Origin of the sequence: Nonomuraea wenchangensis (genome assembly GCF_900111685.1) — a bacterium.
GTDB lineage: Bacteria > Actinomycetota > Actinomycetes > Streptosporangiales > Streptosporangiaceae > Nonomuraea > Nonomuraea wenchangensis.
In genome coordinates this window covers 251,794-274,738 of the sequence record NZ_FOHX01000010.1, presented here as the reverse complement: position 1 = coordinate 274,738, position 22,945 = coordinate 251,794, and the positions used below count along the sequence as shown (strand labels likewise).

Annotated in this window: 22 protein-coding genes; 4 read left to right on the top strand and 18 right to left on the bottom strand. The window is 72.3% G+C overall.

The annotated features are described in order from the left end of the window. Nucleotides 1-120 precede the first annotated feature (120 nt). Nucleotides 121-1,014 (top strand): siderophore-interacting protein, encoded by an 894-nt coding sequence (locus BMW85_RS29135; protein WP_091087652.1) that lies wholly within the window; start codon nucleotides 121-123, stop codon nucleotides 1,012-1,014. A gap of 22 nt (nucleotides 1,015-1,036) precedes the next feature. Here BMW85_RS29135 and BMW85_RS29130 read toward each other — a convergent pair whose 3' ends face one another. Continuing rightward, complete coding sequence (locus BMW85_RS29130) at nucleotides 1,037-1,798, bottom strand: hypothetical protein (protein ID WP_091087646.1); 762 nt, start codon at nucleotides 1,796-1,798, stop codon at nucleotides 1,037-1,039. A gap of 126 nt (nucleotides 1,799-1,924) precedes the next feature. On the opposite strand from BMW85_RS29130, the gene BMW85_RS29125 reads away from it, so the two are divergent. Next, entirely contained in the window at nucleotides 1,925-3,343 is a 1,419-nt protein-coding gene (locus BMW85_RS29125) for an RNB domain-containing ribonuclease (RefSeq protein ID WP_091087793.1), read from the top strand. 54 nt (nucleotides 3,344-3,397) lie between these two features. Here the strand turns inward: BMW85_RS29125 and BMW85_RS29120 are convergent, their stop codons facing one another. Next, the gene (locus tag BMW85_RS29120; protein ID WP_091087790.1) at nucleotides 3,398-3,979 is read right to left on the bottom strand and encodes a TetR/AcrR family transcriptional regulator; all 582 of its coding nucleotides are present in this window, start codon (nucleotides 3,977-3,979) and stop codon (nucleotides 3,398-3,400) included. A gap of 136 nt (nucleotides 3,980-4,115) precedes the next feature. Further along, nucleotides 4,116-6,089: an ABC transporter ATP-binding protein gene (locus tag BMW85_RS29115; RefSeq protein ID WP_245775126.1), complete on the bottom strand. Its 1,974-nt coding sequence runs from the start codon at nucleotides 6,087-6,089 to the stop codon at nucleotides 4,116-4,118. Nucleotides 6,090-6,453: 364 nt separating this feature from the next. Here BMW85_RS29115 and BMW85_RS29110 point away from each other — a divergent pair, with 364 nt between their 5' ends. Beyond that, nucleotides 6,454-6,678: a hypothetical protein gene (locus BMW85_RS29110; protein WP_218155963.1), complete on the top strand. Its 225-nt coding sequence runs from the start codon at nucleotides 6,454-6,456 to the stop codon at nucleotides 6,676-6,678. 39 nt (nucleotides 6,679-6,717) lie between these two features. Here BMW85_RS29110 and BMW85_RS29105 read toward each other — a convergent pair whose 3' ends face one another. The 7 genes from BMW85_RS29105 to BMW85_RS29080 form a co-directional block, all read right to left on the bottom strand. Next, nucleotides 6,718-9,444, bottom strand: coding sequence for a DEAD/DEAH box helicase (locus tag BMW85_RS29105; protein ID WP_091087640.1), 2,727 nt, complete (start codon nucleotides 9,442-9,444; stop codon nucleotides 6,718-6,720). Between the two features lie 94 nt (nucleotides 9,445-9,538). Next, nucleotides 9,539-10,435, bottom strand: a complete 897-nt coding sequence (locus BMW85_RS29100; protein WP_091087638.1) for a diacylglycerol kinase — start codon at nucleotides 10,433-10,435, stop codon at nucleotides 9,539-9,541. Nucleotides 10,436-10,481: 46 nt separating this feature from the next. After that, nucleotides 10,482-11,570, bottom strand: a complete 1,089-nt coding sequence (gene tatC, locus BMW85_RS29095; RefSeq protein ID WP_245775125.1) for a twin-arginine translocase subunit TatC — start codon at nucleotides 11,568-11,570, stop codon at nucleotides 10,482-10,484. 41 nt (nucleotides 11,571-11,611) lie between these two features. Beyond that, nucleotides 11,612-11,929 carry a Sec-independent protein translocase subunit TatA gene (gene tatA / locus BMW85_RS29090; protein WP_091087635.1) on the bottom strand — a complete coding sequence of 106 codons (318 nt, stop codon included), beginning with the start codon at nucleotides 11,927-11,929 and terminating at the stop codon, nucleotides 11,612-11,614. 65 nt (nucleotides 11,930-11,994) lie between these two features. Beyond that, nucleotides 11,995-12,150, bottom strand: a complete 156-nt coding sequence (locus tag BMW85_RS49805; RefSeq protein ID WP_177240932.1) for a hypothetical protein — start codon at nucleotides 12,148-12,150, stop codon at nucleotides 11,995-11,997. Then, nucleotides 12,147-13,139, bottom strand: a complete 993-nt coding sequence (locus BMW85_RS29085) for a helix-turn-helix transcriptional regulator (protein WP_091087633.1) — start codon at nucleotides 13,137-13,139, stop codon at nucleotides 12,147-12,149. Before BMW85_RS29085 ends, BMW85_RS49805 begins: the two co-directional genes overlap by 4 nt. 31 nt (nucleotides 13,140-13,170) lie before the next feature. Beyond that, a complete protein-coding gene (locus tag BMW85_RS29080) occupies nucleotides 13,171-14,121 on the bottom strand; it encodes a helix-turn-helix transcriptional regulator (protein ID WP_091087631.1) in 951 nt (316 codons plus the stop codon). A gap of 38 nt (nucleotides 14,122-14,159) precedes the next feature. Between BMW85_RS29080 and BMW85_RS29075 the strand changes: the two genes are divergently transcribed. Next, nucleotides 14,160-15,227: a DUF3866 family protein gene (locus BMW85_RS29075; RefSeq protein WP_091087629.1), complete on the top strand. Its 1,068-nt coding sequence runs from the start codon at nucleotides 14,160-14,162 to the stop codon at nucleotides 15,225-15,227. On the opposite strand, the gene BMW85_RS29070 is transcribed toward BMW85_RS29075, so the two are convergent. The 8 genes from BMW85_RS29070 to prcB all read right to left on the bottom strand — a co-directional run bounded on the left by BMW85_RS29070 (nucleotide 15,173) and on the right by prcB (nucleotide 22,360). Then, nucleotides 15,173-15,664, bottom strand: a complete 492-nt coding sequence (locus tag BMW85_RS29070) for a DUF3291 domain-containing protein (protein ID WP_091087626.1) — start codon at nucleotides 15,662-15,664, stop codon at nucleotides 15,173-15,175. The genes BMW85_RS29075 and BMW85_RS29070 overlap by 55 nt on opposite strands. 21 nt (nucleotides 15,665-15,685) lie before the next feature. Next, nucleotides 15,686-16,330: a helix-turn-helix transcriptional regulator gene (locus BMW85_RS29065; protein ID WP_091087624.1), complete on the bottom strand. Its 645-nt coding sequence runs from the start codon at nucleotides 16,328-16,330 to the stop codon at nucleotides 15,686-15,688. A 43-nt stretch (nucleotides 16,331-16,373) separates the two neighbouring features. After that, the gene (locus tag BMW85_RS29060; protein ID WP_091087621.1) at nucleotides 16,374-17,306 is read right to left on the bottom strand and encodes an FKBP-type peptidyl-prolyl cis-trans isomerase; all 933 of its coding nucleotides are present in this window, start codon (nucleotides 17,304-17,306) and stop codon (nucleotides 16,374-16,376) included. A gap of 117 nt (nucleotides 17,307-17,423) precedes the next feature. Next, nucleotides 17,424-18,344 (bottom strand): FKBP-type peptidyl-prolyl cis-trans isomerase, encoded by a 921-nt coding sequence (locus tag BMW85_RS29055; protein WP_091087620.1) that lies wholly within the window; start codon nucleotides 18,342-18,344, stop codon nucleotides 17,424-17,426. A gap of 99 nt (nucleotides 18,345-18,443) precedes the next feature. Beyond that, the gene (gene pafA, locus BMW85_RS29050) at nucleotides 18,444-19,802 is read right to left on the bottom strand and encodes a Pup--protein ligase (protein ID WP_091087617.1); all 1,359 of its coding nucleotides are present in this window, start codon (nucleotides 19,800-19,802) and stop codon (nucleotides 18,444-18,446) included. Nucleotides 19,803-19,935: 133 nt separating this feature from the next. Continuing rightward, the gene (locus BMW85_RS29045; protein ID WP_245775124.1) at nucleotides 19,936-20,463 is read right to left on the bottom strand and encodes a hypothetical protein; all 528 of its coding nucleotides are present in this window, start codon (nucleotides 20,461-20,463) and stop codon (nucleotides 19,936-19,938) included. A 258-nt stretch (nucleotides 20,464-20,721) separates the two neighbouring features. After that, nucleotides 20,722-21,570, bottom strand: a complete 849-nt coding sequence (gene prcA / locus BMW85_RS29040; RefSeq protein ID WP_091087787.1) for a proteasome subunit alpha — start codon at nucleotides 21,568-21,570, stop codon at nucleotides 20,722-20,724. 22 nt (nucleotides 21,571-21,592) lie between these two features. Beyond that, a complete protein-coding gene (gene prcB, locus BMW85_RS29035) occupies nucleotides 21,593-22,360 on the bottom strand; it encodes a proteasome subunit beta (protein WP_245775133.1) in 768 nt (255 codons plus the stop codon). Nucleotides 22,361-22,945 lie beyond the last annotated feature (585 nt).

The window sequence follows — 22,945 nt, the reverse complement described above, 5'->3', positions numbered from 1 at the left end:
ATCCAGGCTCTCACCTGCGGCGACTCCGATCCGTACGCCGGTCGCGGCGCTCCGTGCGGTGGCCGGCCCTCCGGCGATCGTTTAGGTTAGGCTCACCTAAATTTGCTGGAGGAGTCGGGGATGAGCTCGCCGTTTCACATGTTCCACGTCCAGGTAGACCGGCTTGAGCGGCTGAGCCCGTCGTTCCTGCGGGTCACGTTCACCGGGGACGACCTCTGCCATTTCGCCGACAACGGCTACGACCAGCGGATCAAGCTCGTCCTGCCGCTGCCCGGCTGCGGGTTGTCGTACCTGCCGACCGGCCCCGACTGGTACGCGCAATGGCGGCAGCTCGACGACGCCAGGCGCAACCCGATCCGCACCTACACCGCGCGCCAGGTGCGGGCGCACATCAGGGAGCTGGACGTGGACGTCGTCATGCACCCCGACGGCGGGCCCGTCGCCCAATGGGCGGAGCGGGTCCAGCCCGGCGACGAGGCCGCCATCCTCGGGCCCGACGCCCGCTACGACGGGGAGCACGGCGGGCTGGAGTTCCGGCTGCCCGCCGGCAGCGCAACCGTGCTGCTCGCCGGCGACGAGACCGCCGTGCCCGCCATCTGCTCCGTCCTGGAGCGCCTGCCCGCCGGGGTCACCGGCGAGGCCCTGATGGAGGTGCCCTTCGCCGACGACGCCCTGCCCGTCGAGACCTCCTGCTCGGTACGCGTCGGCTGGCTCCCCAGGAACGGCGGCGAGCGCGGCGCACAACTCGTCCCCGCCGTCCGGGCCGCCGCCGGACGGCTGCTGACGTCCCCCGGCCCCGGCCTGAACGGCTTCAGCGAGGTGGACGTGGACGCCGAGGAGCTGTGGGAGGTGCCGCAGGAGGACGCCGCGGAACCGCTCTACGCGTGGCTGGCGGGCGAGGCGGGCGTGATCAAGACGCTGCGGCGGCACCTGGTGGGCGAGCGGGGGATGGATCGGCGGGCGGTCGCGTTCATGGGGTACTGGCGCGAGGGCCGCGCCGAGGGCGGCGGCTGACGCCGGGCCACTGTCTGCCGGGTCAGGCCGGGGGTGGGGCGCAGGCCGTCGTCACCATCTGGCGCTCCTGCTCGGTCGGGGGGCGTACCCAGGTGAGGCCCGGCCCGCCGGCGGCGAGCATGCCGGGCACGATCTCGCGCAGCGCCTCCTCCGGCGTCGCGTCGGGCCGCTTCTCGCGCGCCTCCGCGTACAGGTCGAGCACCCGCCCCAGGTCCAGCATCAGCGTGTTCCGCCCGGCGGGCGGCTCGGTGACCGTGACGGAGACGATCAGGGAGGCGCCGTCCGCGAAGCCCTCGACGCCGGCCGCGTCCGGCGGGCAGACGACCGCGCGTACGGCCTCGGCGAAGGCCGTACGGTCCATCCCGTCCACCTCGTCCGCCGGCCACTCGGCCCGCAGGTGCAGCACCCCGGGCCGCTCGGCGGCGGCGTACTCGGCCATCAGGCCCGCGACCGCGCCCTGCGGGTCGTGCAGGGCGGCCTCCCCCAGAGCCGCGAACCCGTCGGCGAGCAGCCGCAGCGAGATCAGCCGCGGCGGCGTACCGTCCACCGCGAGCACGTCACGCCCCCAGTCCGGCCGCAGCGCCTCGCCCGTGGCGTCGTACGCGCCCAGCCCCTCCACGAACGCGGCGTCCGCCTCCGGCGTCAGGCCCGGCTCCCGCTCCGGCGCCCGCCCGGCCGCGAAGCCGGGGCCGTCGGTCTCCGTACCGGCGGGCCGGTCACGGCGCAGCCACCAGACCACGATCCCGACGACGACGGCGGCCGGCACCGCGACTGCGATCCACACGTTGTGCTCCCCCTCGTACCTACCGGGGCAGCAGCGTAATGTGAGCGATCACGTCAAAAGCGGGAATTTCATAAAAACCCCTGACTGACCCTCCTTAAAACGCCCCGATAGGTTGTGCGCGTGTCGATGATTCAGGTTCCAGAAGAGATCCCCCTGAAGCTGGAGGACGGGTTCGACCGCATCGGGCGCGAGCTGGCGCTGCCCGCCGGCTTCCCGCCCGTCGTGCTGGACGAGGCGGCGTGGGTGGCGCAGGTGCCGCGGCTCAGCGGCAAGGATCTCACCGACCTGCCGTTCGTCACCATCGACCCGCCCGGCTCCATGGACCTCGACCAGGCACTCCACCTGGAACGGCTGCACGCCGGCTACCGGGTCTGGTACGCCGTCGCCGACGTGGGCGCGTTCGTCCGCCCGGGCGGGATCATCGACGCCGAGGCCCGGGCCAGGGGCGAGACGGTCTACATGCCGCAGGGCAAGATCCCGCTGCATCCCAAGGTCCTGTCCGAGGACGCGGCCAGCCTGCTGCCCGGCCTGCCGCGCCCGGCCGCCGTGTGGCGGATCGACCTCGACGCCGACGGCCGGACGATCGGCGCCGACGTGCAGCGCGCCCTGGTCCGCAGCCGCGAACGCCTCGACTACGCGTACGTGCAGGCCGCCGTCGACACCGGCACCGCCGACGGCGTGCTCGGGCTGCTGGCCGAGATCGGACGGCTGCGGCTGGCACTGGAACGCGAGCGCGGCGGCGTCACCCTCCCGACGCCCGAGCAGGAGGTCGTGCCCACCGGCGACGGTTACCGGCTGGAGTACCGCGTGCCGCTGCCGGCCGAGGCGTGGAACGCGCAGATCTCGCTGCTCACCGGCATGGCCGCGGCGGCGATGATGCTCGACGCCGAGATCGGCATCCTGCGTGTGCTGCCCGCCTCCCGGCCGGACGACCTGGCCAAGGTCCGCCTGGTGGCGGGGGCGCTGGGCGTGCCGTGGCCGGACGGCGCCGGCTACGGCGAGGTGGTGCACGGCCTGGATCCGAAGAACCCGCGGCAGGCGGCGTTCCTGCACGAGTCGCGGGTCCTGCTGCGGGGCTCCGGCTACGAGGCGTTCGACGGGGCGCCGCCGAAGGAGGCGGGGCACGCGGCGGTCGCGGCGCCGTACGCGCACGTCACGGCCCCGCTGCGGCGGCTGGTCGACAGGTACGCGACCGAGGTGTGCCTGGCGGTCGCGGCCGGTGAGCCGGTGCCCGCCGACGTGCGGGCGGGTCTTTCCGGGCTGCCGGAGCTGATGGCCGTGTCCGGGCGGCGCGCTTCGGCGGTGGACCGGGCGTGCGTGGACCTGGTGGAGGCGTTCCTGCTGCGGGGGCGGGTCGGGGAGGCGTTCGAGGCGGTGGTGATCGACGTGGACGAGCGGCGCGGCGGCGGGCAGGTCCAGCTCGTCGAGCCCGCGGTGATCGCCCGCTGCGACGGCACGCTGCCGCTCGGCGCGCAGGTCACGGTCCGCCTGACCAAGGCCGATCCGGCCACCCGCGAGGTCCGCTTCGCCCTCGACGGCTCTTGAGAGGACACGACGGCTCTTGGGAGGACACGACGGCTCTTGAGGGGGCGCGACGGCTCAGCGCGGATGTGAGCGCATGCCGTCGCAGACCACCTCGGCCATCGCGACCTTCCCGCCCCTCGCCCGCGCCCGCCGCTCGGCGGTGAGGCAGCCGCGCAGCAGGTCCTGCACGTCCTCCGTACGGAGGTCGCCGCGCACCGCCCCGGCCCGCTGGGCGCGTTGCAGCAGCCGGCCCAGCGCGGCGGCGAAGTCGGCCTCCAGCGTCGTCCCGCGCCGGAACGCGGGGACCGTGCCGCCCTCCAGCATCTCGCACAGCGCCTGGTTGACCGAGGCCTGCTCGACCACCGTACGGAACCAGCCGAAGAACGCCCGGCCCGGGTCCTCGGCGGTGGCGAGCGCCCGCGCGTCGGCCACGAACCGTTCCATCCGGCCGAGCAGCACCGCCTCGAACAACGCCTCCCTGGTGGGGAAGTGCCGGTAGACGGTGCCGACGCCGAACCCGGCACGGCGGGCGATCTCGTCGAAGGAGATGGTCAGGCCGTCGCTGGCCAGGGCCTCCTGGGCGATCTGCAGCACCCGTTCCCTGTTGCGGCGGGCGTCCGCGCGGAGCGGCCTGGCCGTGCTGTGATCGTCGCCCATGCGCTCCACCCGCCTTCACCGGCAACCGGAGGGATCTCTCCGATTCTACCGGCGGACTTCCCGGACATACAGCCCCGATGACACGAGAACACCCGCCCTCGGGAAGGACGGGTGTTCCGTGCACGGCGCCACCGGATCACGGCCCGGCGTCGACGCCGCCCGGTTCGGGCACGAGCGGTTCACGTGGTTCTCGCGGTTCGCGTGGTTCCCGTGGTCCGCGTGGTTCCGGTGGTTCGCGCGGCAACGGCACCGGCACCGGCCCGGACGACCGCACGGCGTGGGCGGCCTCCTGGCGGCCGGTGCGCGAGGCCCCGTGTCCCGCGCCGGTCCGGTCCCTGGCCAGGCGCGGGACGCCGGCGCGCTTGAGCCGGATGCGCTCGTGCCTCGGCACCGGCCGCAGCCCGATCACCCGCGCGCCCGACGGCACCTGCCGCAGGTCGTGCGTGATGAGGATCGTCGTCCGCCCGGTCATGAGCCGCCCCAGCGGCGCCATGACCTGCGCGGCCGTCTCCTCGTCGAGCCCGGTCATGGGCTCGTCGAGCACCAGCACCGGCGCGTCACGCAGGACGGCCCTGGCGATCGCCACGCGCTGCCGCTGCCCGCCGGACAGCAGCCGTCCGCGCTGCCCCACCGGCGTGTCGTACCCGCGGGGCAGATCCTGGACGAAGTCGTGCACGCCGGCCGTCTCCGCAGCCCGGATGATCTCCTCCATGGAGGCGGCGGGCCGCCCGTAGGCGATGTTGTCGCGTACCGACCCGGAGAACAGCATCGTCTCCTGGTGCAGCACGGTGACGTTCTCGCGCAGCGACTCGCGCGTCAGGCCGCGGACGTCGGCGCCGTCCAGCAGGACGCGGCCCTCGTCCGGGTCGTAGAAGCGCAGCAGCAGCTTGGCCAGCGTGGACTTGCCCGCCCCGCTGGGCCCGGTGATCACCAGCACCTCCCCTGGTTCGGCGACGAAGGACACCTCGTGCAGCGCGGGCCGCGAGGCGCGTCCCGGATAGGCGAAGCCGACCCGGTCGAACTCCACGCGGCCCCGGCCCTGACCGGCGGCGACGGCCGCGGGCGCGTCGGTGACGGCGGGCCTGGCCCGCAGCACCTCGATGATCCGGTCGGAGCCGGCGGCCGCCTCCGACACGGTGAGCGCCAGCTCGCCGAGCCCCTGGACGGCCGGATAGAGCAGGGCCAGGTACGCGGCGAAGGCCAGCAGGCCGCCGATGGTCAGCCGGCCGGCGGCGATCTCCCAGGCGCCGACGCCGAGGACGATGATCAGACAGACGGTCTCGATCACCTGCACGACCGGGCCGTACAGACCGGACAGCCACGCCTGCGACAGATTGGCGCGCAGCCAGGTCCGTCCCTCGCGGTGCAGCCTGCGCGCCTCGTCGCGCTGCCGGTTGTACGCCTGCACCAGCGGCTGGTTGGCCAGCCCCTCCTCCAGGACGCTGTTCATGGCGCCGTTGCTGTGCCGCTCGCGCGCGGCCGCGACGCGGAACCTCGCCGCGAACAGCTTCGACACCACCAGGAACGCCGGGATCAGGGCGAGCGTGACGAGCGCCAGGTCCCAGCGGACGAGGAACGCGGCCCCGGCGAAGAACACCACGCTGGCGGCGGTGGTGATCGCCTTGACCAGCCCGGAGCCGACGAGCTCCTCGATGGCCTCGACGTCGTCGGTGAGCCGGGCCATGAGGTCGCCGAGCCGCCGCTTCTCGGCGTAGTCGGGCGCGAGCGTCTGCAGGTGGCCGAAGACGCGGTCGCGGAGTCTCAGCAGGAATCGTTCGGCGCCGAGGGCGGTGATGTACGCACCGGCGAACGACGCCGCCCCCGCGACCGTGGCGAGCCCCAGCCAGCTGAACGCGGGGACCCAGAATGCCTCCAGGTTCCGGGTGGTGAGCACCTCGTCCGTGATGTGGCCGAACAGGCGGATCGCGGCGACCTCGCACAGCGCGGCCAGGACGGCGAACACCACTCCGGCCGCGAACAACGGCCGCAGCCCGCGGGTGTCCGGCCAGAACTCGCGAAAAGTCCGGCGAAGGGTGACCGCCGGGGCGAGTTCGCGGCCGGAGGCGGAAAAGGAGAGCCGGCGGCTGAGCCGCCGGCTCTCACGATGCACTGTCAGCACCCCCAGCCCCACCACCTACGCCGGCCGCAGGCCCAGCGGCGGCGCCAGTGGCGACGCCGGCAGCCCCATCCCTGCTGATACCCGACGTGTGTGAGCTGCGTGTTCGCCATGATTCCTCCCCCGTTGAACGGCTGAACACTTGACAATTCGGACGTTACCCGCCCAAGTCGCATAAATCACGACATTTCAGCCGAAACGGTGAAAGCTTGACCAGTAAAGCGCGCCAAGAACGGCGTTTCATCGTTCTTGTTAAATCCGCCGCAAACGAGTAAAAGAACCAAAGAAGCGTCACGCCGCCGCCAACGATTCTTCCCGAACATCGCCACAAGTCGGCCCCGCCCGCTACTTTCGGCCGATGGCCGGCCCCGCACGGGCCGCCACGATGGGACGCATGACGTTCCTCGGTGTGCTCCTCATGATCCAGGGCTTCGGCGCCCTCGTCGCCGTCCACGTCTTCGACCGCGACTTCGGCCTGCTCCACCTGATGTTCGACGGCGGCGCGCTGACAGTGGCCTCGATCGTCACCGGCGTGCTCGGGCTCGCGCTCGCCGTCGCGGGCATCGCCTCCGGCGACGAGTGAGGGCCCGGGAGCCGGCCCCCACCCGCCGCACCCGGCGGGTCAGGTCAGCGACGAGTACGCCACCACTCCGCGCCGCATCGCGTCGACCGCCTTGCCCGCCGTCTGCCGGATCCTGCTGCCCGGCGCCGCCGCGTTCTGGAGCTGCCCCAGCAGGTCCATGAGCTGCTTGATCCACCGGACGAAGTCGCCGGCCGCCAGCTCGTTGCCGTTGACGCCGTCCATCAGCACCGCGTCCAGCGTGTGCCCCTTCGTCCACCGGAACGCCGCCCACGCGAAGCCCAGATCCGGCTCACGCAGCGTCGACAGCTTGTGGTCGGACTCGATGCCCTCCAGCTCCCCCCACAGCCGCAGCATGGCCGTCAGCGCGTCCTGGGCCCGTCCGGCGGGGATCTTCGGCCGGCGCGCGTCGTCGGCCGCCCGCGACTCGAACACCAGCGCCGACACGCACGCCGCCAGCTCGGCCGGGTCCAGCTCCTCCCACAGGCCCTGGCGCAGGCTCTCGGCCGTCAGCAGGTCGAGCTCGGTGTAGAGGCGGCCGAGGCGGCGGCCCTCGTCGGTGACGGTCTCGCCGTCGAGGTAGCCGAGCTGCTCCAGCACCGAGCAGATGCGGTCGAACGTCCGCGAGATGACGTGCGAGCGGCCCTCCACCCTGCGGCGCAGCCCCTCGGTCTCGCGCAGCAGCTTGTAGTAGCGCTCGGCCCAGCGGGCGTGGTCCTCGCGCTCGTCGCAGCCGTGGCACGGGTGCTGCCGGATGCGCCGGCGCAGCTCGTTGATCTCGTCGTCCTCCACCGCGTGGTCACGCACGCGCGGCGGCTTGCCGAGGTCGCGGTCGCCGATCTTGGCCAGCAGCGTGGAGACCAGGTTGGCGCGTTCCTTCGGCGAACGGCCGTTGAAGTTCTTCGGGATGCGCAGCTTCTCCAGCGGCTCGACCGGCACCGGGAAGTCGGCCGGATCGAGCTTCTTGACCTGCTTGCCGATCGTCAGCACCAGCGGGCTCGGGCCCTGCCCGCGCGGGTTGCGGCCCGGGTCCAGGACGATCGCCAGCCCCGCCCGCCGGCCGCCGGGCACCCGGATCACGTCGCCCGGCTGCAGCGCCTCCAGCGACCGCACGGCCGCCGCCCGCCGGGCCGCGCCGCGCTGCTTGGACAGCTCGGCCTCCCGGTCCGACAGCCGCCGCCGCAGCGCGGCGTACTCGGGGAAGTCGCCCAGGTGGCACGTCATGGCCTCCTGGTAGCCCTCCAGCGCGTCCTCGTGCTTGCGGAGCTGCTTGGCCAGCCCCACCACCGCCCGGTCGGCCTGGAACTGCGCGAACGACTCCTCCAGCAGCGTGCGCGCCCGCTCGCGGCCGAACTGCCCCACCAGGTTGACCGCCATGTTGTACGACGGCTGGAAGCTGGAGCGCAGCGGATAGGTCCGCGTGCCAGCCAGCCCCGCCACTGACAGCGGGTCCATGCCCGGCTGCCACAGCACCACGGCGTGGCCCTCGACGTCGATGCCGCGCCGCCCCGCCCGGCCGGTGAGCTGGGTGTACTCCCCCGGCGTCAGGTCGGCGTGCGTCTCGCCGTTCCACTTGTCCAGCTTCTCGATCACCACGCTGCGGGCCGGCATGTTGATGCCCAGCGCCAGCGTCTCCGTCGCGAAGACCGCCTTGACCAGCCCCCGCGTGAACAGCTCCTCCACGACCTCCTTGAAGGCCGGCAGCATGCCCGCGTGGTGCGCGGCGAGCCCCCGCTCCAGGCACTCGCGCCACTCCAGGTAGCCCAGCACCGCGAGGTCCTCGTCGGGCAGGTGGGCGGTGCGCTCGTCGACGAGCTGGCGGATCTCGTGCCGCTCGCGGTCGGTGGTGAGCCGGATGCCCGCGTAGAGGCACTGCTGCACCGCCGCCTGGCAGCCCGCCCGCGAGAAGATGAACGTGATCGCCGGCAGCAGCCCCTCGGAGTCCAGCTTCTCGATCACCTGCACCCGGTCCGGCGGCCGGGCCCGCTGCGGCCGGCCGTAGCCGCGCCCCCTGCCCCGGCCCGCCATCAGCCGCTCGGCGTCCCTGGTCACCCGCATCAGGGTGGGGTTGATGCGCGGCGTCAGGTCGTCGTTGACGAACAGGTCGTAGACGCGGTTGCCGATCATCATGTGCTGCCACAGCGGCACCGGACGGTGCTCGTCGACGATGACCGTGGTGTCGCCGCGCACGTCGCCCAGCCACTCGCCGAACTCCTCGGCGTTGCTCACCGTCGCCGACAGCGCCACCAGCCGGACCGACTCCGGCAGGTGGATGATGACCTCCTCCCACACCGCGCCCCGGAACCGGTCGGCCAGGTAGTGGACCTCGTCCATCACCGCGAAGCCGAGCCCGGCCAGCGTGGCCGACCCGGCGTAGAGCATGTTGCGCAGCACCTCGGTGGTCATGACCACGATGGGGGCCTCGCCGTTGACGCTGTTGTCGCCGGTCAGCAGGCCCACCTTGGCGGTGCCGTAGCGCTTGACCAGGTCGTTGTACTTCTGGTTGGACAGCGCCTTGATGGGGGTGGTGTAGAAGCACTTCATGCCCTGCTGCAGGGCCAGGTGGACGGCGAACTCGCCGACGACGGTCTTGCCCGACCCCGTCGGCGCCGCCACCAGGACGCCGTCACCGGCCTCCAGGGCGCGGCAGGCGTCGAGCTGGAAGTCGTCCAGCTCGAAGTCGTAGAGACCTCGGAACGATGTGAGCGCGGCCCCGTCGTCGGCGTGCTTCTGACGGAAGGCCGCATAGCGTTCCGCTGGCGTTGTCATACCCGTCAGCCTACCGAAACCGCCATTCCGGTCCGTCCTTCCGTACGCGGCCGGGTGCGGGCGATCCGAGCCCGACGCCTTTACAAAGTAGATCTCAAACGAGGACGCGCAGCGCGCCCGGCCGGACCTCGCACTCGACGGGCACCGGCCCGACCCGCTCGCCGTCGGCGTAGGCCACCAGGCCGTCCGGATCGGCGGCCTCCAGGCGCACCTTCCGCGCCCGGCGCACCGACACCGCCGGATGCCCGAGGTGCGTGCCCCGGTAGACGCTCGGGAAGACGCGCAGGAACTCGCTCTTCGGCAGGGCCCCGACCGTCAGCACGTCGAGCAGCCCGTCGTCGGGCAGCGCGTCGGGGCACACCCGCATCCCGCCGCCGTACGAGCGGGTGTTGGCCACCGCCACCAGCGTCGCCTCCCGCTCGATCACCTCGTCGTCGTCGAGGACGAGCCGGAAGGGCACAGGCCGGAACGAGCGCAGCTCCTCCACCATGGCCACCACGTAGCGGGCCGACCCGGCCGGCCAGGTGAGCCGGTTGGCCCGCTCGTTGACCCGGGAGTCGAAGCCGCAGCACAGCACCCCGGCGAACAGCTCCTCGGCCCGCCCGGCACGCACGCGGGCGGCGTCGACCAGCCGCGACTTCATCCGCAGCACGACCCGGGCGGCCGCCATCGGGTCCTTGCACGGCACGCCGAGCGCGGCCGCGATGTCGTTGCCGGTGCCGGCCGGGATGATGCCGAGCGGCACGTCGGTGCCGGCCACGGCCTGCACGGCCAGGTGCACCAGGCCGTCGCCGCCGAACGCGACGAGCGCGTCGGGGCGCTCGGCGACGGCGGTGCAGGCGCGTTCGAGCGCGTCGGCGGCGTCGGAGCCGACGATGACCGACAGCTCAGCCCCGCCGGCGCGCAGCCGGCGCGCCACGGGCTCGAGCTGGCGCAGGGCCCGGCCGCCACGGGCGGCCGGGTTGACGAGCACGGCGAGTTGGGGGGACACGCCCGGAACCTATCGCCTATCGCGCGGAACCGGAATCCTCCGCCGGTTATCGCCCTGCGGGATCCCCGTCGACCGGCTTGTCACCGGCCGGCTTGTCACCGATCGTGGCGTCACCAGGCGCGGCGGCACCGGGCGCGGCGTCGCTGCGCGTGGCGTCACTGGCCGTGGCGTCGCTGGGCGTGACGTCGCTGGGCGTGACGTCGCTGGGCGTGACGTCGCTGGGCGTGACGTCGCTGGGCGTGACGTCGCTGGGCGTGACGTCGCGGAGTGGCGGGTCCTGGAGCGGCGGGTCGTCGAGGGGCCTGTCGTCGTCGGACAGCGGCGAGGCCTCGTCGTCGGACAGCCCGGCGAACTCGTCCGCCGGCCGCCTGCGCTCGCGCATGTACATGAACAGCTCGGCGGCCAGGAACAGCACGATCATCGGCGTCGCCAGCGCCATCATGGTGATGGGGTCGCCGCCCGGCGTGATCACCGCGCCGAAGACGAACATCAGGAAGATGACCAGCCGCCGGTGCTTGGCGATCGCGGCGTGCGAGACCACGCCGATGATGTTGAGGAACACCAGCAGCAGCGGCAGCTCGAACGACACCCCGAAGATCAGCAACATGATCAGCACGTAGTCGAGGTAGTCGTCGATGGCGATCGTCGCCACCGTGCCGTCCAGCGAGAAGCCCAGCAGGAAGGACAGCGAGGTGTCCATGATGAAGTAGCACAGCCAGGCGCCGAGGACGAACAGCGGGATCGCCAGCCCCAGGAACGTCAGCGTGTAGCGCTTCTCGGTGCGGTAGAGCGCCGGGGTGACGAACGCCCAGATCTGGTAGAGCCACGCGGGCGAGGACACCACGAGACCGACCATCAGCGCGATCTTCAGCGTGATGAAGAACGACGAGAAGATGCCGTTGTAGGTCAGGCTGCACTCACCGGTGAGCTGCCGCGCCTGGGCCGTGTGGCAGTAGGGCTCCTTGAGGATCTCCCACACCGGATCGGAGACGATCCAGCCCACGATCAGACCGACGGCCACGGCGGCGATCGCGATGAGCAGCCGGTTGCGGAGCTCCCGGAGGTGCTCCATGAGCGGCATCCGGCCTTCCGGGTCCCGCGACGGCTTCGGGCCCGACTTCTTCAGCAGCGCCATCTAGTGAGTCCTCGGGGACGAGGGACGGATGAAGGAAAGGCTCAGACGCGCTTGTCGGCCTGCGCCGAGGCACGCAGCCGGGCGGCCTGCTCCTCGAGCTGGCGGGCCTGCTCCTCCACGGACAGCGCCGGGGCGGGGGCCGGGATCTGCTGCGGGGGCGCGGGCTGGGCCTGCGGCTGGGCCTGAGCCTGGACGACGGTGGGGCGCTCGTCATCGTCGTCGTTCATCTTGCTGGTCTCGGCCTTGAAGATGCGCAGGGACCGCCCGACGCCACGGGCCAGGTCCGGCAGCTTCTTGGCCCCGAAGAGCAGGACCAATGCCACCAGGATCAGGATGATCTCCGGAGCTCCCAGGTTCATGTGACGTCCTTACAGGTAAGCCGAGTGCTGTCCAAACCTGATCGTACGCTGCCGACGGCCCTGCCTCATCCCCTGGAGTCCGCTTTCAGCCTGAATTGCTGGTTAATTCGAGCAACCTCCCTGTTCAGGGCACGGGCGGCGCCTATCACGCGGGCCGTCAGGACCCCCAGGGCGATCAGCCCGGCCGGCACGACGACGGCCGCCGGCAGGATCCACGTCATGACCCGTGAGCGTACAGGGCGAGGGCCCGCTCGGCCTCCGCGCGTACGGTCTCGGCCATCCGGGGCGGCGCGACGACCCGGCCGGTGTCGCCGAGCCGCAGCGCGAGCTTGACGATCCAGTCCTCGTCGCGGGCCCGCAGCGCCACCCGCAGCCGGCCCTCGCCGAGCTCGGCGACCTCCTCGCACGGGTAGTACTCGGCCACCCACCGCCCGGCCGCGCTCAGCTCCAGCTCGACCAGCTCGTCCGTGGGCGAGGGCCGGAAGACGCCACGGGTGACGTCGATCGGCTCGGCCTCGGCGGGCGGGTCGGCGGGCACGTCGAGCACGTCCACGCCGAGCATGCGGTCGAGCCGGAACAGCCGCATCGCCTCCGCCCGGTAGCACCAGCCCTCCAGGTAGGCGCGGCCGTCCACGACCAGCACGCGCGTGGGATCGACCTCGCGCGGCGTGACCTCGTCGCGGCCAGGCACGTAGTAGCGCAGCGACAGCCGCCGTCCGCCGGTCAGCGCCTCGCGGACGCGGGGCAGCGCGTCGGGGGCGGCGTCGACGTCCACGGCGACCTGGCTGCTGACGGTGGCGGCGCCCTCGCCGGCGGCCCGCTCCAGCTTGGCCGTCACCCGCGCGAGCGCGTCACCGGTCACGCCGTTGGCCTGGTCCCTGCCCGCGGGCAGGGCCAGCTCCGGCGTGGCGGCCAGCATGCGCAGCGCGACCAGCAGGGCGCTGGCCTCGTCGATGCCGAGCCGCAGCGGCCGGGCGATCGTGTCGGCGTTGTCGATGATGATCTCGCCGCCGTCCCAGGAGACGTCGATGAGGTCGCCCGGGGTGTGGCCGGGCAGCCCGCACATCCACACGAGCTGCAGGTCGTCGATGAGCTGCTTCTCGCTCAGGCCGAACACCGCGGCCACCTCGCCGACCTGCGCCCCCGGATGGGACATCAGGTAAGGCACCAGCGCCAGCAGCCGCGGCAGCCGGTCCGCGCTCCCGCTCATACGCTTTCCCCCTGTTTCCTGGCCGGCCCGCTCACGCCATGGCCCCCTTCAGTCTGCGGATGACCGCCTCGCGCGCGTCCGGCGGCTCGACCACCTCGACGTCGCCGCCGAGGCTGGCCATCCAGCCGGCCAGCCGCTCGGGGTCGGAGAAGGTCAGCTCCGCCTCGTCCCAGCCGTCCACGCCGGGGTGGACGGCCCTGGCGAGCTGGCGCACCCCCTCGCACGCCCCCTGGCGCACCCGTACGACGGCGACCCGCTCGTCCGTCGTCTCGTCGGGGAACCCGACCATGGCCCGCAGGTCGACGCCCTCAGGGACGCGTACCGCCCCCGGCTTGCCGACGTGCGCGACCTGGCCGGTGATGCGGCTGAGCCGGAAGGCGCGCGGCGCCTGCCGGTCGCGGTCGAACCCGGCGAGATACCAGCGGCCGCGCCGGCTCACCACGCCCCACGGCTCGACCGTGCGGGCGCGTACGCTCTCGCTGCCGGCGCCGCGGTAGTCGAAGCGCACCACGCGCCGGTCGCGCACGGCCTCCCACAGGGCGGGGAAGGCCGGGTCGCGGGTGTCGACGCGCAGCTCCAGCGCGCCGGTGCCGACCGGCTGGTCGGTGGCGACGCCGCCGGCGCGCAGCTTGAGCAGCGCCCCCGAGGCGGCCTCGGCCAGGCTGGCGCGCTGCCACACCTGGGCGGCCAGGCCGAGCACGGCGGCCTCGTCGGGCTCCAGGGTGATCTCCGGCAGCTCGTACGACTCCCGCTGGATGCGGTAGCCCGGCTCGTCCTCCCACGGGTCGCGGACGACGTCGATGGGGATGCCGATCTCGCGCAGCTCGTTCTTGTCCCGCTCGAACATGCGCTGGAAAGCCTCGTCGCCGTCGCGGTCGTAGCCGGGCACCGCCTGGCGGATCTGCTCGGCCGACAGCGGGCGCCGGGTGGCGAGCAGACAGATGACGAGATTGAGCAGCCGTTCCGTCTTCCGGCGCGACATCTGCCTCACTCCTCCTTCATCGACGCTACCCTGCCCCCGTGATCAGATGGCGCAAGGGCGAGGTCGTACGGATCCGACGCGAGTGGCCGGGAGCGGTGGAACTGGACGTCGCCGTCCCCGAGGGGGAGTGCCGGGCGCTTGCGTACCCCCCGCTGGTGGGGCGCCCGGAACCCGGCGACGAGGTGCTGCTCAACACGACCGCACTCGCGATGGGTCTCGGTACGGGAGGTTACGCCATGGTGGTGGCCGTCCCGAACCGTTTGCCGCAAGATCCTCAGGGGCCGGGGCACCTGGTGAAGGCCCGGTACACCCCGCTGCAGGCCACGGTGGCGGGCGCGGACGAGCAGGGCTCGCCTCACCACGAGGTCCTGCGCGAGGCCGACTCCCTGGACGACATGCCCGTCGTGGTGGCCGACCTGCACTCGGCGCTCGCGCCGATCCTCGCCGGCCTGTACGAGGCCGCGCCGGGCACGCGGGTGGCGTACGTCATGCAGGACGGCGGGGCGCTGCCCGCGTGGTTCTCGATGTCGGTGGCGCGGCTGCGCGACAGCGGCTGGCTGGCGGGAGTGGTGACGGCGGGTCAGGCGTTCGGCGGCGACCTGGAGGCGGTGACCGTGCACACGGCGCTGCTGGCGGCCAGGCACGTCCTGGAGGCCGACGTGGCCATCGTCGCGCAGGGCCCGGGCAACCTGGGCTCGGGCACCCGCTGGGGCTTCTCGGGCGTGCAGGCGGGCGAGGCGGTCAACGCGGCCGGGGTGCTGCGGGGGCGGCCGGTGGCGGCGCTGCGGGTCAGCGAGGGCGACCTGCGCGAGCGGCATCACGGGGTGTCGCACCACTCGCTGACCGCGTTCGGGCGGGTGGCGCTCTGCCCGGCCGACGTGCCGGTGCCCGATCTGCCGGGCGAGTTCGGTGCGCGGGTGCGCGACCAGGCCGAACTGCTGGCGGTGCGGCACCGCCTGGTGCCGGTGCCGGTGGACGGCCTGCACGAGGCGCTGCGGGCGGCCCCGGTCCGGCTCTCGACGATGGGCCGGGGCCTGGAGGAGGACCTGGCCTACTTCCTGGCCTCGGCGGCGGCGGGCAGGTTCGCGGCCTCGCTGCTGGTGTAGGCGTCCTTGTAGGTGAACGCCTCGGGGCTCGGGCCCTCGGTCCTGAGGCGTTCGAGCCGCTGCATGGCCTCGGCCAGCGTCGGGATGGTGCCCTCGGGGACCCACCACATCACCATGGTCGGCTCCGCCATGCGCTGGAACCACTCCCTGCGGCGGCGCAGCACCTCCAGGTGCGGTGAGCGGTAGACGTAGTTCCACAGCGACTCCAGCGACTCCCACACGGAGAAGTTGACGAGCAGGTAGTCGCCGTAGTCGTGGCGGACGGTCGCGGTGGGGTCGCTCTCGCTCTCCTTCAGCCGCCAGACGAACCCGGGGGCGGCGTCGGCGATGGCGTTGATCGGTTCGAGCAGGGCGACGAACTCGGCGAGCTCGGCGGAGTCGATGGGCGCGCGCAGATGGGCGAGGTTGAGCTGGGCGAGATGCATGACGCTCAGCACATCACCCCGATCCCTTCTATGTCAATCTTCATTTGTTTTAGAAAGGGCGACGCAGCACTCCCCCGGCCGCGCGTCCAGGCGCGCCCGCGCCGGGTCCTCGCCGAGCCCGCGCAGCAGCCCCTGGCACAGCGCCAGGTTCATCGAGCACACGAGCAGCGGCTGGTCCGTGGCCAGCACGTGGAACGGGCAGTTGCGCAGCCGCAGCAGCCCGTCCTCCTCGTACGGCTCATAGCCCCGCTCCCCCAGCACCCGCTCCACCGGCTCGCCCGCGTGCCGCGCGCCGATGCGCTCCCCCGCGCCGCGCGCCGCCTTCTCCGCCTGCTCCTCCGCGCCCAGCAGGTCCACCACGTCGGCCAGCACCGAGGCGAGGGTGACGTAGTCGCGGGGCGGCAGGCTCACCGAGCGCTCGCCCCTGGACCTGCGGTAGACCTTGGCCGGCCGCCCGCTGCCGGGCCCCTTCTTCGCCGGGGCCCGGAACCCGCTCTCCAGCAGCCCGGCCTCGACCAGCTTGTCGAGGTGGTGGCCGGCCAGCGTCCGCGACACCCCGGCCGCCTCGGCGGCCTCCCCCCGGCCCACGTCGCCGCCACCGGCCGCGACCGCCTCGTAGAGGCTGCGGCGTACGGGGTCGTTCAGCAGGGCCAGCGCGTCGAGGTCGTCGGTGCTCACGGTCGGGAGTCTACGTGCGCGTCCTCGCCCCGCCGGACGGCGCTCAGTAGACGGCCAGCACGTCCACCACGAAGACGAGGGTGTCGGAGCCCTTGATCCCGTACGCGGGGAAGCCGGGGGCGCCGTAGCCGTACGCGGGCGGGACGACCATCAGCACCCGGCTGCCGGCGGGGACGCCGGTCAGTGCCCGCTCCCACGCCTTGATGAGGCCGCCGTCGCCCAGCTTGAACGCCTTCGGCAGGCCGTTCGTCCACGTGGTGTCGAAGACGCGGCGGCTCGCCCAGACCGCGCCGGCGTACTGGGTGACGACGAGCCGGCCGGGCCGGGCCTTGGGGCCGGAGCCCCGTTCGAGCACCGTGGACGCGAACCGGGCCGGCGGAGCGCCGGCGGGCACCTGGAGCGCGGGGCGCGCGCCGGCGCTCACGCGCACGCCCGCCAGCGTGCCCGCGCGGCCCTCGACCGAGGCGCCCTTGTGGTGGGCGCCGAGGATGTCCACGACGTAGAACAGCTCGTCGGAGGGGCCCACGCCGCGCGGCGGGTTGGGGCCGAAGCCGTCGCCGGGCGGGACGGCGGCGATGACCCGGCTGCCGACCGTACGGCCCTCCAGAGCGCGGTCCAGGCCGGGCAGCAGGCCGCCCACGGGGAACGCGGCGGGCGCGCCACGGGTGAAGCTGGAGTCGACGAGGCGGTTGCGGCGGCCGTCCCAGACGTGGGCGGTGTACTGCACGATCGCCACGTCGTCCGGCTCCAGGCGGGCGCCCTTGCCGGTGGTCAGCTCGTCCACCTGCAGGCCGGACGCGGGTCTGCCGTCGGGGAAGTCGATCGTGGGCCGCGCGCCGAACGCCCCGGCCACCTTCAGCTCCAGCCCTTGAGCAGGCGCGCCGGTACACCCCGCGACCCCCGCCGCCACGAGCACCGGCACCAGCATCCGCGCAAGTACCTGCCCAAGCTTGGGCGCGGCGACATGGCGGAGCATCGGGCCCTCCCCTACGCGGCGAGCCCCGGGGCGGTCCCCGGGGCTCGCGATGCTACCGCGCCGACCCGCCACAAACCCCGCGAAACCCCCAAATGGCGGGCACCGGGGCCGGGCGGCTCAGTAGGCGCCCAGGACGTCCACGACGAACACCAGGGTGCTGTTGGCCGGGATGTTCGGCTGCTCCTGGTCGCCGTAGCCCAGGTTCGGCGGGATGCTCATGACGACCCGGCTGCCGACCGGCACCCCGGCGAGCCCCTGCTGCCAGCCCTGGATGACGCCGCTCAGCGGGAACTCGGCCGGCTCGCCCCGCTCCCAGCTCGAGTCGAACTGCTTGTCGGTGCCCCAGATCTTGCCCGTGTAGTGGACGGCGAGCGTCTGGTTGGGCTGCACCTTGGCGCCGGTGCCCTCGATCACCGTCTTGACCACGAGTTCGCCCGGAGGCTTCTCACCGGTCTTGGTGGTGAGCGTCGGCGCCTTCTCGCCGCCCGGGTTCTCGACCTTGACGCCCTTGATGGACTCCTTGGTCTCCTTGCCGGTGGCGGCCTTCAGCGCGGGCGGCTGCGTGCCGACCACGTCGAAGACGAACACCTTGGTCGGCTCGGCCGGAGAGGTCTGCTGCTGCCCCTGGGGGACCGAGTCGTTGGCCAGCACGGCCAGCAGCCTGCCCCCGTGCTTGACCTTGGTGAAGCCCTCCTGCAGCACCTGCGGGAGCTGCTCGTTGACCGAGATCGTCTCGGGGGCCTTGGTGTCGTACGACGAGCCCTGGACGGCGTTGGCCTTGCCGTCCCAGTCCCAGACGGTGAGGTTGACGATGACCTTGTCACCGGTCTTGATCTCGGTGCCGCTGCCCGGCTGGATCACCTCGTAGGACGACTTGGTGGCCGGCGAGCCGGACGGGAAGGTCACCGTGGGCTTGGCGCCGGGGTCCCCGGCGACCTTGACGCCGGTGGACCCGCCGGAGGCGGCGTCGTCGGAGCCGCATCCCGCGGCGAAGAAGATCAGCGGCATCGCTGCCAGAACGGCCAGAACGCGGCGCATGCGTTTCCCTCGGAAAAGACGTCAGATTCGCGTCACCCTACCCGAACCTCGGGTACGCCCGAGGTAAACGCACCGCCCGCGTCCTGCCCAGCCGGCGATTCACATTCCGGCGATCAGCTTGTCCACCCGCTCGTCCACGCTGCGGAACGGGTCCTTGCACAGCACGGTGCGCTGCGCCTGGTCGTTGAGCTTCAGGTGCACCCAGTCGACGGTGAAGTCGCGCCGCTTCTCCTGCGCCTTGCGGATGAACTCGCCGCGCAGCCGCGCCCGCGTGGTCTGCGGCGGCACCGACTTGGCCTCGAAGATCTTCAGGTCGGACGCCACCCGTTCCACCGAGCCGCGCTTCTGCAGCAGGTAGTAGAGGCCGCGCTTGCGGTGCACGTCGTGGTAGGCGAGGTCGAGCTGGGCCACCCGGGGCGAGGAGAGCGGCAGGTCGTACTTCTTGCGGTAGCGCTCGATGAGCTGGTATTTCGTCACCCAGTCGATCTCGCGCGAGACCAGGTCGAGGTCGCCGGTCTCGACCGCGCGCAGCGTGCGCTCCCACAGCTCCAGCACGCGGTGCGCGATGTCGTCGCCGCCGCGCCGGTCCACGAAGTCCTTCGCCTTCGACAGGTATTCCTGCTGGATCTCCAGGCTCGACGCCTCGCGCCCGTTGGCCAGGCGCACCCTGCGCCGCCCGGTCATGTCGTGGGAGACCTCGCGGATGGCCCTGATCGGGTTCTCCAGCGACAGGTCGCGCATCACCGTGCCGGACTCGATCATGCGCAGCACCAGGTCGGTGGCGCCGACCTTGAGCAGCATCGTGGTCTCGCTCATGTTGGAGTCGCCGACGATGACGTGCAACCGGCGGAAGCGCTCGGCGTCGGCGTGCGGCTCGTCGCGGGTGTTGATGATGGGCCGCGACCGGGTGGTGGCGCTGGAGACGCCCTCCCAGATGTGCTCGGCCCGCTGGGAGACGCAGTAGACGGCCCCGCGCGGCGTCTGCAGCACCTTGCCGGCGCCGCAGACGATCTGCCGCGTCACCAGGAAGGGGATCAGCACGTCGGCCAGGCGGCCGAACTCACCGTGCCGGCCGACGAGGTAGTTCTCGTGGCAGCCGTAGGAGTTGCCCGCCGAGTCGGTGTTGTTCTTGAACAGGTAGATGTCGCCGGCGATGCCCTCCTCGCGCAGCCGCTTCTCGGCGTCGACGAGGAGACCTTCGAGGATGCGCTCGCCCGCCTTGTCGTGAGTGACGAGTTCGATGACGTTGTCACACTCGGGTGTTGCGTACTCAGGATGGCTGCCCACGTCGAGATAGAGGCGGGCGCCGTTGCGGAGGAAGACGTTGCTCGATCGGCCCCAGGACACGACTCGCCGGAACAGGTAGCGCGCGACCTCGTCCGGGGACAGCCTGCGCTGCCCCCTGAACGTGCAGGTCACGCCGTACTCGTTCTCCAGCCCGAAGATGCGACGATCCATCACCTCACACTATGCCCATGGATCGGCGAGCGGGAGAGATCTTGCCGGGTGTTTTCGATGTCGGCCCCCGTATGGGGTGTTTCGTCCCTGCCGGCCGCGCCGTGCCCGCCCCTGAATGAGCACGGCGGCGCGCTCACGGGACGTAGATCTCCTGGACCTTGACGATCTTGCCCCGGTAGACCGTGATGAGGGCTGGCTGACGCTGCTTGCCGTGCCGCTTGACCAGCACCGACGCCGGGCAGCGCTTGGCGCCCAGACCGGTCGACCTGCTCACCGTGAGCGAGCCGCCCGCCTGCTTGCAGCCGTACGCCGACAGGAACTCCACGTTCTTCGCGATCGGCGAGGCGTAGGCCGTCGCGTCGCCCTCGCCCGGGCCCACGAAGTAGCCCTCGGTGTGCTTGTCCCGCTTCCACTTGATCGGCTGGTACTCGGCCACGCCGCCGCTGACGTGGGTGATCCAGCCGCGCAGGATCCCGTCGTGGCGGGGGCTGATGCGCTTGGTGAAGTCGTGCTTCGGGTCCGGCTGGAAGGTGGTGCCGAAGATCTTCGGCGCCTTGTAGCGCGGGTAGGCGGCGGTCGCGGCCTGGGCGGCGCCGCCGGCCGCCACCAGCGCGACGGCGGCCGCGCCGCCGGCGAGGAGGGTGCGCAACGATGTGTTCACGGACCTTGAGACCCGCACAGCACGCGTCCGGTTCGCCCCCAGCACAGTGATCCAGCTCACACCGCCCGCCCGGTCCGGCAGTCACCCGGAGCGGCAGCGTGAACGGCGAGGGCAACGCCCACGGCCCGGCAACGCGCACGGCGAGAGCGACGTACACGGCCCGGCAGCGCCCACGGCGAGAGCAACGCACACGGCCCGGCAAGGTGAACGGCGGGGCCGCGCGGGTGGCGGCCCCGCCGGGGAGCAGCGGGTGCGGGGTTACAGGGGTGAGGAGCCGTCGTCGACCGGGCCTTCGGGGCCCGTGGGCGGCGGAGTGTCCCCGGAGGAACCGGACGAACCAGCGGAACCCTTGGACGGCGGCTCCGAGGACTCGGACGACTCCGACGGCGACTCGGACGCCGGGGGCGGCGAGGCGGGCGGCTGGGTCGTCTGGGCGAGCAGCCGCTCCAGCCGGGCCCCGGTCAGCCGCAGGAACTTGCGGTGCTCACGGTTGCGGTCGAGCACCGCGACCTCGAGCTGGGCCACCGGCGGACGCTCCCCGCCCGGCTCGGTCAGCGCTGCCAGCGCCACCTCCAGCGCGTCGGCCAGCGACATCGACTCGCGGTAGCGCTCCTTCAGCCGCCCCGCGACCGCCTCGGCCTGCCCGCCCATGGCGGCGAAGCCGTGCTCGTCGAAGACCGACCCGTCGAAGGTGAGCCGGTAGATGGCGTCGCCGTCCTTGGTCTCGCCGACCTCGGCGACCACGACCTCCACCTCCAGCGACTTGATCGACTCGGTGAAGATGCGGCCCAGGTTGGAGGCGTAGAGGTTGGCGAGGCCGCGGCCGGTCACGTCGGAGCGGTCGTAGGTGTAGCCGTTGATGTCGGCGTAGCGGATGCCGCCGAGCCGCAGCTCCTCGAACTCGTTGTAGCGGCCCACGGCCGCGAAGCCGATGCGGTCGTAGATCTCGCTGATCTTGTGCAGCGCCCGTGACGGGTTGGGCGCGACGAACAGGATGCCGTCGACGTATTGGAGCACGACGACCGACCGGCCCCGCGCGATGCCCTTGCGCGCGTAGTCGGCCTTGTCCCGCATGATCTGCTCAGGGGACGCATATCCAAAAGGCATGGACACGGGCAGGTGGTCCTTTCTAGCGCAGCGGGGCGATGGGGCCGTCGGGCGAGATCATCCGGGCTTCGAGCATCTGGTCGACGTAGCCGGCGACCTGCTCGTCGGAGAGGCGGCGGAAGCCGTCGGCGTCGATGACGCCCACGACCGGCCAGATCTTCCTGGTCACGTCGGGGCCGCCGGTCGCCGAGTCGTCGTCGGCCGCGTCGTAGAGCGCCTGGATGAGCGTCATCGCCATGTCGTCGGCCGACGCGCCGTCGCGGTAGAGCTTCTTCAGTGAGCCACGGGCGAAGATCGAGCCGGAGCCGATCGCGTCGAACCGCTCCCGCTCGTAGGGCCCGCCCGCCACGTCGTAGCTGAAGATGCGGCCCTCGTCCTTGTCAGGGTCGTAGGCGGCGAACAGCGGCACCACCACCAGCCCCTGCATCGCCATGCCGAGGTTGCCCCTGATCATGGTCGCCAGGCGGTTGGCCTTGCCCGCCACCGACATCGTGCGGCCTTCGAGCTTCTCGTAGTGCTCGAGCTCCACCCGGAACAGCCGGGCGAACTCGATGCCGGTGCTCGCCGTGCCCGCGATGCCCATGCAGGAATAGTCGTCGGTCCTGAACACCTTCTGCACGTCACGCTGCGAAATCACGTTGCCCGACGTCGCCCGCCGGTCGCCCGCCATGATCACGCCGCCCGCGAAGGTCGCGGCGACGATCGTGGTCGCGTGCGGAACCTGGTCGCCGATCGGGGTGGCCAGAACCTCATCCCGCCGTGGCAGCAATTCCGGCGCGTACGAGCTCATGAACTCCGTGAACGAGGAGCTCCCGTTGTTCTGGAAAAGCTGGTTCACCAAGCCGACGGGCAGATCCCTGTGCGATGCCACGCGACTCCCTCCCAAACGTCACTGTCCCTAGGGCGACCCTACTGTTGTTGCGTCGCTGTCTGCACTTCCCACGATCAGCTCACGGCGAACCCTCCCCCGCCGCGGCCAACCTACCCCTGCGGGGGCCGATCATTGTCCGGATCGTTTCCTTACGGCCGCCACCGCCGGCCTGCCTCCGAGGCGCCTCACGGCGTACCAGGTGGAGGGCTTGTCGCCCGGATGCGGGGGTGTCCGCTCAGCGCTCCGGCGGCGGCATGCGGCGCCGCGGCGTGTGCCCGCGTGTGCCCACGTGTGCTCGGCGCGTTCGGCGGGGGTCCGCGGCCGGTCGCGGCCGTTGACAGCGCGGAAGGGGCACGGATCGGATCAGTGCCCGCGCGGAGGTCGGCAGCGAGGCTCCGGCCCGGCCGGAGCGCTTGCCCGTTCGCGTGCTCGTCTCATGAGGTGCCGCCTGGCCGGCCGCCCGTCGGGCCGCTCAGGTGCTCAGTGAAGGGTGCCGAGGGCGAC